Source organism: Arthrobacter sp. efr-133-R2A-120 (genome assembly GCF_030209835.1).
Lineage (GTDB): Bacteria > Actinomycetota > Actinomycetes > Actinomycetales > Micrococcaceae > Arthrobacter.
This window is the reverse complement of sequence record NZ_JARVRF010000049.1, coordinates 82,400-95,177: the sequence shown is the minus strand read 5'-3', so window position 1 is coordinate 95,177 and position 12,778 is coordinate 82,400. Positions and strand designations below refer to the sequence as shown.

Annotated in this window: 12 protein-coding genes; 3 read left to right on the top strand and 9 right to left on the bottom strand. The window is 64.5% G+C overall.

The window, feature by feature from the left end:
- Window positions 1–60: 60 nt before the first annotated feature.
- From infA to QRN52_RS19570, 9 genes are all read right to left on the bottom strand, one after another.
- Window positions 61–282 carry a translation initiation factor IF-1 gene (gene infA, locus QRN52_RS19610; protein ID WP_009358723.1) on the bottom strand — a complete coding sequence of 74 codons (222 nt, stop codon included), beginning with the start codon at window positions 280–282 and terminating at the stop codon, window positions 61–63.
- A gap of 257 nt (window positions 283–539) precedes the next feature.
- A complete protein-coding gene (locus QRN52_RS19605) occupies window positions 540–1,490 on the bottom strand; it encodes a P1 family peptidase (RefSeq protein WP_284755167.1) in 951 nt (316 codons plus the stop codon).
- 108 nt (window positions 1,491–1,598) lie between these two features.
- Window positions 1,599–2,639 carry a sugar phosphate isomerase/epimerase family protein gene (locus QRN52_RS19600; protein WP_284755166.1) on the bottom strand — a complete coding sequence of 347 codons (1,041 nt, stop codon included), beginning with the start codon at window positions 2,637–2,639 and terminating at the stop codon, window positions 1,599–1,601.
- Between the two features lie 87 nt (window positions 2,640–2,726).
- Window positions 2,727–4,346, bottom strand: a complete 1,620-nt coding sequence (locus QRN52_RS19595; protein WP_284755165.1) for an ABC transporter substrate-binding protein — start codon at window positions 4,344–4,346, stop codon at window positions 2,727–2,729.
- Window position 4,347: 1 nt separating this feature from the next.
- Window positions 4,348–5,193, bottom strand: a complete 846-nt coding sequence (locus QRN52_RS19590) for an ATP-binding cassette domain-containing protein (protein ID WP_284755164.1) — start codon at window positions 5,191–5,193, stop codon at window positions 4,348–4,350.
- The gene (locus QRN52_RS19585; protein WP_284755162.1) at window positions 5,190–6,245 is read right to left on the bottom strand and encodes an ABC transporter ATP-binding protein; all 1,056 of its coding nucleotides are present in this window, start codon (window positions 6,243–6,245) and stop codon (window positions 5,190–5,192) included. The genes QRN52_RS19590 and QRN52_RS19585 overlap by 4 nt, the downstream gene beginning before the upstream one ends.
- Complete coding sequence (locus QRN52_RS19580) at window positions 6,245–7,261, bottom strand: ABC transporter permease (RefSeq protein WP_284755161.1); 1,017 nt, start codon at window positions 7,259–7,261, stop codon at window positions 6,245–6,247. The genes QRN52_RS19585 and QRN52_RS19580 overlap by 1 nt, the downstream gene beginning before the upstream one ends.
- A gap of 9 nt (window positions 7,262–7,270) precedes the next feature.
- Window positions 7,271–8,158: an ABC transporter permease gene (locus QRN52_RS19575; RefSeq protein WP_284755160.1), complete on the bottom strand. Its 888-nt coding sequence runs from the start codon at window positions 8,156–8,158 to the stop codon at window positions 7,271–7,273.
- Window positions 8,155–9,246, bottom strand: coding sequence for a sugar phosphate isomerase/epimerase family protein (locus QRN52_RS19570; protein WP_284755159.1), 1,092 nt, complete (start codon window positions 9,244–9,246; stop codon window positions 8,155–8,157). Before QRN52_RS19570 ends, QRN52_RS19575 begins: the two co-directional genes overlap by 4 nt.
- Window positions 9,247–9,364: 118 nt before the next feature.
- Between QRN52_RS19570 and QRN52_RS19565 the strand changes: the two genes are divergently transcribed.
- From QRN52_RS19565 to QRN52_RS19555, 3 genes are all read left to right on the top strand, one after another.
- Window positions 9,365–10,063: a FadR/GntR family transcriptional regulator gene (locus QRN52_RS19565; RefSeq protein ID WP_284755158.1), complete on the top strand. Its 699-nt coding sequence runs from the start codon at window positions 9,365–9,367 to the stop codon at window positions 10,061–10,063.
- 36 nt (window positions 10,064–10,099) lie between these two features.
- Window positions 10,100–11,560: a chlorohydrolase family protein gene (locus QRN52_RS19560; RefSeq protein ID WP_284755157.1), complete on the top strand. Its 1,461-nt coding sequence runs from the start codon at window positions 10,100–10,102 to the stop codon at window positions 11,558–11,560.
- A 239-nt stretch (window positions 11,561–11,799) separates the two neighbouring features.
- Window positions 11,800–12,750, top strand: coding sequence for a carbohydrate ABC transporter permease (locus QRN52_RS19555; protein ID WP_284755155.1), 951 nt, complete (start codon window positions 11,800–11,802; stop codon window positions 12,748–12,750).
- The last annotated feature ends 28 nt before the right edge of the window (window positions 12,751–12,778 follow it).

Here is a 12,778-nt window from a genome sequence, read left to right as displayed (position 1 = left end):
TGTTGCAGTTGGTCGGCTGAAACGGCTATACCCGGGTTTCCCGAGGCTGCCGCCCAGCAATTACTTGTAGCGGTAGACGATGCGACCACGTGTGAGGTCGTAAGGGCTCAGCTCCACCACTACGCGGTCCTCAGGGAGAATCCTGATGTAGTGCTGTCGCATCTTCCCCGAGATGTGTGCAAGAACGATGTGCTTGTTGGTGAGCTCAACGCGAAACATCGCATTGGGCAGCGCCTCAGTCACAACGCCCTCGATCTCAATGACCCCGTCCTTCTTGGCCATATCCTCCGCTAACTGTTGTTTGCCGCAGCCCTCCGGTTAGGCACCGGAAAATCTGCGGACGTTTTTTGTTTGTTTGGCCGTCCGGCTCCTGCCACTCCACGAAGCAGGACTCGCGACCTGTTAAATGGGCGTGGCTGTGCAGACAACCAACAGACAACTCTACGCCAAGACGGCGCGAAAGTTAAATCCGCCCATGCTAGCGCAGACACCGGCACGGTGTCACCCTTCCCCTGGCCGGGGAACTGCCTTGGATCCCGCTAAACCGCGCCGTAGGCAGGGAAGGTGCTTGCCGCCGTCGTGATGGATTCCGCGGCCGCGACACCGTCGAGGACAGCCAGGCGGACGGCGTCTGCCGCTGCGCTTTGCAGGGTGATGAGCGACACCTGCCTTGCTTGTTCCGAACTGCGGTCAAGCCCGACGGCGCCGGTCGCCAGCGCGAACACGGTGTCGCCGTCGGCGAGCGTATGGGAAGGACTCAGCGCCCGGGCGAGGCCGGCGTGTGCGGCACTCGCGGTGCGCTTGCATTCGGCCGGGTCGAGGACCGCGTTGGTGGCGACGACGACGAGCGTGGTGTTCAGCGCCGGAGGCCCCGCCGGTTCGGAGCTGCCGGATTCCGTCCGACGGGACGATGTGCCGAAAGGCATTCCCAGAGCGTTGACCACTGCGAGCGCACCCACCACCACGCCGCTGTCCAGGGTGATGGACGAGGTGCCAACTCCCCCTTTGAACGCGCCGCGCCCAATCACGGCACCGGTACCGGCACCGACGTTTCCGCGCACGACGTCGGCGTGCTCGCTTGACGCCGCAGCCGCACCGGCGGCTTCGTAACCCATGGCTTCGTCGGGGCGGGCTGCGAAGTCACCGCCGCGACCCAGGTCGAAGATCGCGGCGGCCGGGACGATCGGTACTACTCCCCCGGTCACGGCGAAACCGCGCCCTTGTTCTTCGCACCATCGCTGGGCGCCGTGGGCCGTGACCAAACCGAAGGCGCTACCGCCGGTGAGCACAACGGCGTCGACCGTGGGCACCAGCGTGGTGGGGTCGAGGGCGTCCGTCTCGTGCGTGCCGGGGCCGCCGCCACGCACATCCACCGATCCCACCGTCCCCGGCGGCGGAAGGACAACGGTCACCCCGCTCAGCCAGCCACCGCCGATCCGCTGGACATGTCCCACCCGGATTCCTGGCACATCAGTGATCTTGGAAGTCATGGGCCTATTCTGCTCCTCCCCACCCAAGTAGCTCGCAGTTGTTGTCGTTATGGCGGCTCATAACGACAACAACTGCGAGCCAGTTGGGTGTGAACGGTGCAGTCGTGCCTACACCGCTGCTCCGATCCGGGACAGCGCGTCCCTCAAGGCTTTCGCCGAGACGTCGATGAAGTGCGCGCCGTCGTACGGGGCGGCGCGCAAGTCGCCGAGCCGCGGCGCGTCGCCCCGTTCCGCGCGTTCCGCGTAGTCCGCAGCCATGTTCCGGATGCTGGCCACCTCTTCGGGGTCCAGGTCAGGGTGCATGGCAATCCATTCAGGATCGTCGATGCCGATCGGCAAGTGCAGGGTGGGGCCTGCGTTCTCGATGGAGAGCGGCAGGTCCGGGTTTTCGGCGCGCAGGATGCCGAGAACCGCATCCCAATCGATCGAGCCCTGGCCGATCGGTGCGAAGACCCGCCCGAACACGCCGTCTTGTTCGCCCAGGACAAAGTCCCGCAAGTGCGTGGCCCGGGTGTACGGTGCCACGCGACGCGCAGCGGCCACAGGGTCTTCCCCGCGCACCACCACGTTGGCCGTGTCGAAGGTGACCCCGAGGACGTCCGGCCCCACGGCTTCCACCAAGCGGACGATTTCGTAGCTCGTGATCTCTTCGTGGGTCTCGATGTTCATGTGCACGCCGTGGTCCCGGGCCACCGGCGCAAGCAGCCGCAGGAACTTCTCGATCGCCACGAGCTGGTCTGCCCACGGCGCGTCGGTCCGGAAGCGGTCGAAAACGTAGTAGCCCGGCATGCCGCGCTGGTAGTTGGCACACGCCACCCACAAGTCGGTCACGCCGGCGGCTTCGTGCGCGGCCTCGATCATCTTGATCATGCCGCGCGTGTAGTCGCCGTCGCCGAGCCTGCGGACCTGGGGCGCTTCGGCCGTCGCGTACGGGTTGACCTTGGCCAGACCCATCTGGAGGTACAGGTTGAGTGAATCCGCGCAGTCCCGGACTTCTGCGAGCAAGCCGCGGTCCAGGGTTGGGGAGACGTCCATGACGCTACGGAAATACACCCCTTCCATCCCGATACCATGCGCCCGCTCAAGGATACGGATCGCCGAGTCGTCCGCTTCGTGGGGGATTTTGCTTCCATCGACACCAATTCGCATTTTCGCGTCCTTAGCTAGTTCTTCGTGTTTGTCTTGTCCGCCGCGGGTGCTCTCCGGAGCCCCGAGCGGTACCCAGAGAGGTCGCCCCTAGCGTCCCCAGTTGTAGAAAGTGGTTGACGAGGCGTAGTCAAAGGCCTTTACCGAGTGGGCCAGCACCGCCGTGAACTGCGCACGGTAGAGGATGATGGTGGGCGAACTGGCCCGCCACGCGTCCACCAGGGCATTGATGTACGGCTGCTGCGCCTGGAGATCCGGGGCGTTGTCGAGCTTCTTCATGAGATCCGGCGTGCCTGGAATGCAGATGTGCTGGTTGTTGAAGCTGCTGCCACAGGTCATCTTCTTGCGGAGTTCGTAGGCAGCCACCGCACCGGCGCTCTCGAAAAGCAGCGCAGACTGGTATTTGCCCGTGTTGAACTTCGTGGCGAAGGCCGTGGGCGTCTGCGAGTCGATGTTGACCGTGACCCCTATGTCTTCCCACGAGGCTTTCAGGATCGTCGCAAGCGTGGAGACCCCTGGCGATGTCGGGTTGATCATGAGGTCGATCTGGGGATTCACCAGGCCCGACTCCTTGACCAAGGCCCGGGCCCTGTCCTTGTCGAGCGGGCGCGCTGCCGAGCGTTGCGGGTCGAAGCCGGGTGTTCCTGGAACGAAGGGGCCGTAGTAGCTGTCCGCGTATCCGTAAGCCACGCTGGCCTTGATTTGTTCGTATGGGACCGCGTACGTCAGCGCCTCCCGCAATTTTGGATTCGACGTCACGCCGGAGGAGTTGTCGAATGACACCGTGACCGGAGCAAATGCCGGGGCCGCGGTGACCGTGCAGCAGTCGTTCTGGCTTAATTCGTGGACCACGTAGGGTGGCAGCCCCAGGGTCACATCCGCCTCTCCACGGCGGGCCTGCAGCATCAGGGTCGGGATCGAGGTGATGAAGTTGACGCGGACCACCGGTTCCTTGGCGGCTTGGCCGTAGTAGTTCGGATTGCGCTTGAGGACCGCGTAGTTGTTGGCCACGTACTCGTCCAGAACGTAGGGGCCGCTACTGCTGGCTGTGTGCGCGGCCAACCATTGATTCGGCACGCCTTTCTTGTCCTCGCCATGTTCCTTGATGACTTTCGGGTCATAGATCGACCCGCGGCTCTGCGCCAACGTCACCAGGATCGCGGGGTATGCACGTGATAGCTGGAGCCGGACAGTCTTTGGGTTCACCACGACGACGCTGCTAATCAGGGGCGGGTCCGTCAGGCCGATCTGCAGGCCAAGGGATCCGCACCCTCCGATGGTGAGGTTCCGCATGATCGAGTACCGGACGGCCTCGGCGTCCAGAGGGTTGCCGTTCGCGAATTTGGCTCCCGGATGCAAGGAGAACGTGTAGGCCTTCCCGTCGGGGGAAACCGTCCAGGATGTGGCCAAGTCCCCTTTGACGCGGGCAGGGTCAGTGTTGGCCACGAGCGTGCCGTCGGGCTGTTGATCCTCGTCGAGCTTGACCAGCCGGGCGTAAAAGTTGCTAGCAAAGCTGTTCTCATTGCCCGCGCAGACGAACGCCGGATCGATGTTGGTCAGCGTCGTGGCCCAGTTCACGGTGAAGGGCCGGCTGCTCGGGGCGGACGAAGCAGCCGGACTGGCACAGCCCGCCAGAGCGAGCAGGCCCGCGGCGGCGAGGAACGCCGTCGTCCTCTTCGTCAGGGTGCGCAGGGAGGGCAGGGTCCTCATTTCACTTTCCTTCCATGGCTACGGCCGTCCCGGCCGCCGCAAGCGCATTTGCCCGACGGCGAGCGCCCGGCACCGCGTCAAGCAACGCACGGGTATAGGGATGGGTGGTGTTGTCGAAGACGTCCGCTGAAGTTCCGGCTTCGACGATCTGTCCCGAATTCATGACGGCGATGTGATGGCTCATGAGCCGCGCCACCGCCAGGTCATGGACGATGAACAAATAGGTCAACCCGAGCTCATCCTGGAGGTCGCTCAGGAGGTTGAGGACCTGGGCCTGGATGGAGACGTCCAGCGCGCTCACGGGTTCGTCCAAGACCACGAGGTCCGGATTGAGGACCAGTGCCCTGGCAATCGCGATCCGCTGGCGTTGACCGCCGGAGAACGCGAACGGATAGCGTTGCGCCTGCTTGAGGGTGATCCCCACGCGGTCAAGCACTTCCTCGACCCGGCGCGAGCGCTCCGCCGGGTCCGAGACGCCGTGGATGACCAACGGCTCTTCCACGAGGTCGGCAACTGTGAAGCGGGGGTCGAGGGATCCGTTGGGGTCCTGGAACACCATCTGGATACGCTTGCGCATCCGCCGCATCTCCCGCTTCGACAGGGACGTGAGGTCGACGCCGTCGAACTCGATCAGTCCGCTGTCTACTGCGGTCAGGCCCATGACGCACGCAGCCGTGGTGGACTTGCCGCTGCCCGATTCCCCCACGAGCCCCAGTGTTTGTCCGCGGCGCAGTTCGAAGGAGACATCCCGCAGGATCTGTGTCCGGTTCCGGGAACCGACGCCCCTGCCGTAGGACTTATTGAGGTTCTCCACCCGCAAGAGCGGGGCTGTGGCTGCGTTGCTCATGCTGCATCTCCTGGAGTGTCGCTTGCGAAATGGCAGCGGACGACGGCGCCGCCCGCCAAGGCGCGTGCCTCGGGCCGTTCAGTTGCGCACCGTAGTTCGTCCCGGCCGATCGGGCATCGGGACACAAAGGGGCATCCGGGCTCATCCACGGAAAGGTCCGGGGGCGAGCCGGGGATGGCCGGCAACGCTCCACGCTTGGCAGTGGCGGGGTCGATGACACAGTCGAGGAGCGCCTTCGAGTAGGGGTGCGCCGGCGAGCCGAAAAGGGACCGGGTGCTGCTGGATTCGACGAACCGTCCCGCATACATGACGTTGACGCTGTCGCAGAGTTCTTCCACGATCCCCAGGTTGTGGGTGATCATCACCAGCGCATTGCCGCGTTCGTCGCAGATCTTGGCCAGGAGGTCGAGGACTTGCGCCTGCGTGGTGACGTCCAGGGCCGTGGTGGGTTCGTCGGCGATGACCACGGCGGGGTCGTTCGCGATGGCCATGGCAATGAGCACGCGCTGCCTCATGCCCCCGGAGTACTGGTGTGGGTAGTCGGCGATCCTCCGTTCGGGATCGTTGACGCCCACTTCGGCGAGGAGTTCGCAGGCCATCCGCCGGGCCACCTTGGCGGACACGTCCTGGTGCACCCGGATGGTTTCCACGAACTGGGTTCCGATGGTCTTGAGGGGATCGAGGGCAGCCATCGGGTCTTGGAACACCAAGCCGATGTCGCGGCCCCGGATCTTGGAGATCCCGGCGTCGTCAAGGCCCACGAGCTCTGTCCCGTTGAGCTTGACGCTGCCGCCGACAATGCGTCCCGGTGCCGGAACGAGCCCCACGAGGGACATGGCGAGGGCGGATTTCCCGGAGCCCGATTCACCGACGATCGCCAATCTCTGCCGCTTGTAGAGGTCGAACGATACCTCCCGCACCGCGTGGACGGTTCCCGAGGCTGTATCGAAGTTGGTGGTTAGTCCGTTGACGCTCAGTACGGGCGCCTGGTCCGTGATCACGTCGCGGGCCATGCTCCGGGAAGAAAAAGGAAGTGCGTTGGTGTGCGACATTAGCGGGCTCCTACTCGGGTGCGGGGATCTGCCGCGGTCATGATGAGGTCCGCGGCAAGGCTGACCACCACGTAGAGGATGGCGGCCAGCAGGAGCACCGCCTGGACCACGGCAAAGTCCTTCTGGATGATGGCGTCTGCGGTCATAGAACCGATGCCCGGCCACCCGAACACTTTCTCGACCAGCAGGCTTCCCGCCAGGAGATCGGCGAACAACAGCGAAGCAGCCGGTAACAGTGCCAACAGCCCGTGCGGAGCCACGTGGCGGGAATAGACCGGGAACCTGCGCAAGCCATGGCTCTGGGCGACGGTGACGAAAGTTTCGCGCAGCGTGCCGCGGAGCTGGTTCCGGTACAGCCGGCTGAGGAAGGCGAACGGACCCAGGGCGATAATTATCGCGGGCAGAATCAGGTGCCAGCCCGCATTGACGAAAGTTCCCCACTGTCCCGCAAGCAGGGCGTCCACGGTAAACATGCCGGTGACGTTCGGCGGACGGAGGGTCCCTGGTGACAGTCGGCCCTCGGGACCCGGGAATATCCCGAGCTGGATCGAGAGAACCAGCAAGGCAAGAAGGGCGATCCAGAAGGGTGGCGATCCCATGGCCAGGGAGGAAGCGATTCGAAGAAGCCGGTCCGGCCAGCGGCGTCGTGAGTAGACCGAGATGCTCGCGGCGAGGACCGCCGCCACAATGGCAATGATGACCGACAGCAGCCCCAGTTCGACGGTCGCCGGCAGCCGTTGGGCAAGGAGGCTGCCCACGCTGTTGCCGGTGCTGTACGAGAAACCGAAGTCGCCGCGGAGGAGCGAGCCCATGTAGTTGCCGTACTGGACGAACAGGTTGTCATCCAGTCCCATCGACTTGCGCAGCGCGGCGATGGCGTCGTCGGTGGCCGCATCGCCGGCAATGGCCCGGGCCGGGTCGCCGGGAACCTTGCGAAGGAGGATGAAGGCGAAGATCGAAGCCCCGAAGACCGTGGCCAGTGCTACTCCGAGCCGTTTGAAAATGGTGTTAATCATCGGGAAACCTCATTTCGCCTGGATAAATTCACCGCGTGGGTCCAGGACTTCCCGGGCCCTGTCGGCGATCATGGTGGTCAGGCTGACGGCAAGGAGCAGGCCCAGGCCGGGGAAACCAGCGATCCACCATTGACCGGTTAGGAAGAATTGTTGGCCGTCGGTGATCATTTCTCCCCATTCGGCCGTCGGGGGTTGCGCACCGAGGCCCAGGTAGCCGAGGGCAGCCAGGGAGAGCACCGCCGCGCCGAAGACGGCGGCCATCTGCAGGATCATGATCGGGACCAGGTGCGGGAAAACGTGGCGGAACAGCACGCGGGCGGGGTGTGCTCCGAGTGCGACGGTGGAGCGAACGAAATCCTGGCCGTACAAGCGCATCACCTCGCCGCGAAGGGTCCGCATGTACCAGGGGAACGAGTGCAGCGAAAGCCCGATGACCACCGCCGTCACGCCCGGCTGCAGTGCCATCGCGATCGCCATTGCCAGAAGAATGGCCGGGAAGCAGAGGATGGAGTTGGTCAGCCACGTGAAGAGTGTGTCCACCCAGCCGCGCATGGATCCCGCCAAAAGGGCCGCGATACACCCGGCGACCGCGCCGATCAACGCAATGGTCAGGCCCGCCAGGATCGATGTCCGGCCACCAGCCAGGACGCGGGCCAACACGTCACGGCCTGTGTCGTCCGTGCCCATGGGATGTCCCAGGCTGGGAGCCTGAAGGACGGCGCCGAGGTTGATGGCATCGGGCTGGACGCGCCAGACCAAGGGGCCAATCAGGGTGGCCACAATAAGGGCGGCCAAGAACGACAAGGTCAAGGTCAACGCCCTGTCCCGCCGAAGGAAGCTCCTGAAGGGTCTCCTTCTGGCCGGGACAACGATCTGTGGGGCGGCAATGGCTGTCATGAGAGTCCTTCCTCTCCGGAAAGAATCGTGGCCAGCTTTTTCACGCCGGCACCGATCGATGTGAGGATCGTCCGCACAGTGGCGGCACTGTGGAGCAGTTGGCGACGGCGCTCGGCAGGGGCGGGTTCGTCGTCCCAATCGGCGAGCGCCGGGATATGCCCGCGCGCCACTCCGTCATGCGTCGCAACACCGAGCCGGGCCAACTGGCCCAGCCCCGCGGCGTCGAGGTGGGGTTCGTGGGTGAACCACGAACGGTCGAAAACCGGAGCGTCGAACTTTCCCCGGTGCTGTTCCAGGGTGAAGTCGCGTACCCCGGCACGGAACAGGTGGCCAAGGATCGCTTCCCAATCGAAGACCCCCTCGCCGATTGCCCGCAAGCGACGCCGGTAGCCGTGCGGCAAAGGGAACAGGACCGCGTCCTCCAAATGGGTCATCCTGACCTGAGGTCCAAGCACCCGGGCTGCCTCGACCGGGTCTTCTCCCCGAACCACCAGGTTGGCTACATCGAATCCGATTCCGAAGACTGCAGGATCCAATGCCTGGACAAGCGTCTGCACCTCCGGTGAAGCCAAGTCTTCGTGCGTCTTGACGTTGATGCGGACCTTGGCGTCACGCGCCGCGGGGGCGAGTGCCTCCAGGTTCGCGCGGATAAGCCGGAGCTGGGCAGGGTGGTCGAGGAACCTGCCTTGTTCCACGGCCCCTTCGCGAACTGATCGTGTGTAAACAAAGAACTCAGTGACGCCTAGTTCCAGGCCGCGGGCCAGGGTCCTGTTCAGCCCGGCCCGAATCCTGGCGGGATCAACGAACGGTCCCGCGCAGCCCAGGCCAAGCTGGAGCTCGACGTCTGCGCGCCGGGCTTCCTCCGCCACCTCGTTCAGTTCGTCAGGAGCCTCACCGGAAAGTTCCGCCGCGATGCTGTTGAGCACCACGAGGGTGAAGCCATCATCCAAGGCGGCCCGCAGCGATTCGACCAGTGGCCGGTCTTCATGGCCCGGGTAGCGGGTGAACTGGACTCCCAGCCGCGTCTCGGGCAGTTCGCCGGTGCCGACGGCCCGTGAATCAGGTAGCAGGTGTGTGATCTGGGTCATGTTGGCCAAGATACACTCGTAAGACGTCTTACGAAAGAGTAGATTTTTCGAACACCATGTGAGACGCTTCGTTGACGGAAGTGGATCGGCGAACAGCATGCCTAGCAAGGAGGGCACCATGACGGTGAATGGCCGGCGCAGCGTCGTCGACGATGCGATCGATGACATCCGCCTGCGGATCCGGGAGGGCGAATGGGGCCTCGGAGACCGTATTCCCCCCGAGCCGGAGCTTGGAAAGGCCTTGGGCCTCAGCCGGGCACCCCTCCGGGAAGCCCTCCGCGCCTTGGTACACGCAGGCCTTCTGGTGACGCGTCAAGGTGACGGAACCTTCGTCGCCGCCGTGGACGAGCAAGAAGTCGCCTTGCGCAAAGGCCTCCAGGGAGCGGACAGGCTCGAGGCCATCGAAGTCCGCCGCAGCCTTGACATTCCTGCGGCCGCCCTCGCGGCGCAGCGCCGGGACCAGGAGGACCTCGACAAGCTCCAGGACGCGCTCGATCGACGCCGCGCCGCCGCGGAAGCCCACGACGAAGACGGATTCCGGCTGGCAGACATCGACTTCCACCGGGCCGTGGTGGGCGCCGCGCACAACCAGCTCCTGGCCGGCATCTATGGTTCCCTCGCGGAGAGCATCGACGGTTCGTGGACATCGCCCGAGGGCCTGAACCGTGCTGCCCACGCCGAGCACGATAGCCATGACGAGCTTTTTGACGCCATCCGCGACCGCTCCACACAGGACGCCATGCTGGTGGCTGGAGCGATCCTGGACAACCAGGCTTCGGATTTGGAGGGCAAGGCCGTGGGCTCCACCGGCACCTAGGATCTCCGAACCGCGACAACACCCTCAAGGAGAGCCGTGATCACGCGCATCAAAGCCGCCTTCATCATTGGCTATGCCGACGGCGACCACTGCATCCTGCCCGACGCGGAACTGGTCCACGAAGACGGAACCATTGTCTTCGTGGGCCGGGACTACCCCGGAGTCGTGGACATCGACGTCGACGCCGGACAGGCAATCGTCTCCCCCGGATTCATCGACTTGAACGCCCTGGCCGATATCGACCACGCTCTCTTCGATTCGTGGCCGGATCCCGATCGGCGCCTGGGCCTCGTCTGGTCCGAGTCCTACCTACGGAACCACGGAGCCGTGTTCACCCGCGAGCGGGCACGGTTCCGACGTGAGTTTGCCCTATCGCAATTGGTCCGCAACGGCATCACCACGCTCATGCCCATTGCCTCCGAGAGCTATCACGAATGGTGCGAGGACTACGAGGACCTTGCCGACACCGCTGCCGCCGTGGAGGCCCTCGGCCTCCGGGCCTACCTGGGGCCGAGCTACCGCACCGCGGTCCCCTATACGGACGGCAAGCGGGTGATGCTCCACGAAGACGAACGGCGCGGCCTCGATGGCCTGGATCAAGCTGTCCGCTTCGCCCAGGATTACGAAGGGCGGGCCCAAGGGCTGATCAGGACGGCCCTGCTACCCGCCCGGATCGAAACGCAGACCGAACAGACCCTCCGCCTCACCCGGCAAGCCGCCGATGAGCTCAAGGTTCCGGTGCGCCTGCACGCCGCCCAGGGGCTCTTCGAAGTCGAGACCGTGATCGCCCGCACGGGACGGCGTCCACTCCCCTATTTGGCCGATCTCGGTTTCCTCGCGGAACGCACCTACATTCCCCACGCGTGGACCATCCCCGGACATCCTCACATGCCTGCGGCCGCCGGCGCGGGGGACGACCTGGCGTTGCTCGCCGAGTCCGGAACGTCGGTCCTGCTCTGTCCCATCCCCATGGCCCACTACGGCGGGATGCTCGACAACTATGACTCCTACCGAGAGCGCGGAGTGCGGATCGTACTGGGCACCGACTCTGCCCCGCCCAACATGATCCGGGCCATGGACCTGGCGATGGGAATGACCAAGACCCTCACGGGGGACCGTACAAGCGCCCAGGCCGCGGACTTGTTTCGCTCGGCCACCCTGGACCCGGCCGAATCGCTCGACCGTTCCGACCTGGGACGCCTGGCGCCGGGGGCGCAGGCCGACTATTTCATCCTGGACCTGACTCGCAGTCACATCGGCCCGCACGCCGACCCCATCCGCACCCTGATCATGAACGCCGACGGACGGGACATCACGCGGGTGGCGGTGGCCGGACGGACCATCGTTGACAAGGGAGAAATCGTCACCGTGGATACGAGCGACTACCGGGAACGCGCCCAGGATTTCCTGGACCACTACATTGCGTCCCTGGCCGCCTCGGATTACGCCCGGCGCCCCATCCACGAACTCCTTCCACCCAGCTTTCCCCTGCGCTGAACGAGCACAGCATGCGGATTCCGCACAAACGGTAGTCGTGCCTCGAATGTAAACACGGCCCTATCCGCCACGAAACATCGAGTAAACGAACGCAGAAGGCTTGTCCAACAATCCCGCGAACGGTCCGTTTTTTGACTTGACAGGTGTTTCCGTGTGGTGAGGTAAAACTAGCCGCCCCCCTTGACCCAACAGTTCGGGTCCGGCGCGCCCCGATATCTGCGAACCGTTAGAGACCTCCCATGACAAGACAACTGACTGGCAGCCCTGCGGCCCCCGCGCAGGCTCTCCCGGCCCTTCAGCGCCGGGGACGTTGGTCCGGCCGAACCCGACGCGACTTCTTTGTGTTCCTGGCACTGGCTTTGCCGAACCTGGCGCTGATCGCGGTATTCACGTATCTGCCCCTGATCAACAACATGTATTACTCAACCCTTGACTGGACCTTGGGCTCCACCTCGGCCACCGTTGTGGGCCTCGACAACTACGTCACCTTCTTCACCAGTTCCGACGCCCCCCAAGTACTCGGCACCACCCTTATCTTCACTGTCGTCACTGTCGGCGGTTCCATGGTGCTGGGCCTCTTGGTGGCCCTGGCCCTGAACGCGAAGGTCCGGGGCACCACCTTTGCGCGCTCTGCTGCCTTCGCCCCCTACGTCCTCAGCGGCGTAGGCGTCGGCCTCGTGTGGCTGTTCATCTTCGACCCCGGATACGGCGTGCTGTCATGGCTGCTCCGGGGCATCGGCCAGCAAAGCCCCCAGTGGATCAACGATCCACAACTCTCCCTCGTGATGGTCATCATCGTTTACGTCTGGAAGAACCTGGGCTACTGCGCGGTCGTCTACCTCGCCGGGCTCCAGTCGCTCCCGAAGGACGTCATGGAGGCGGCTTCCCTGGATGGCGCCAACGGCTTCCGCCGCTTCATGAGCATCTCCGTTCCCCTGCTTTCGCCCACCACGTTCTTCCTGCTGATCACCACGATGATCAGCTCGCTTCAAGCGTTCGACCTGATCCGCATCATGACGCCGCTGGGCAACGGCACCAGCACGCTGATCTACGAGGCCTATCTGCAGGCCTTCGGAGCCTACAACCGCGCCGGATACTCCGCCGCCATCTCGGTAGTGCTCTTCGCCATCCTGCTCATCATCACCGTGCTCCAGTTGCGGTTCGTCGAACGGAAGGTGCACTACTCGTGAGCACGCTCTCCCCCGTCAGCCCCAACTC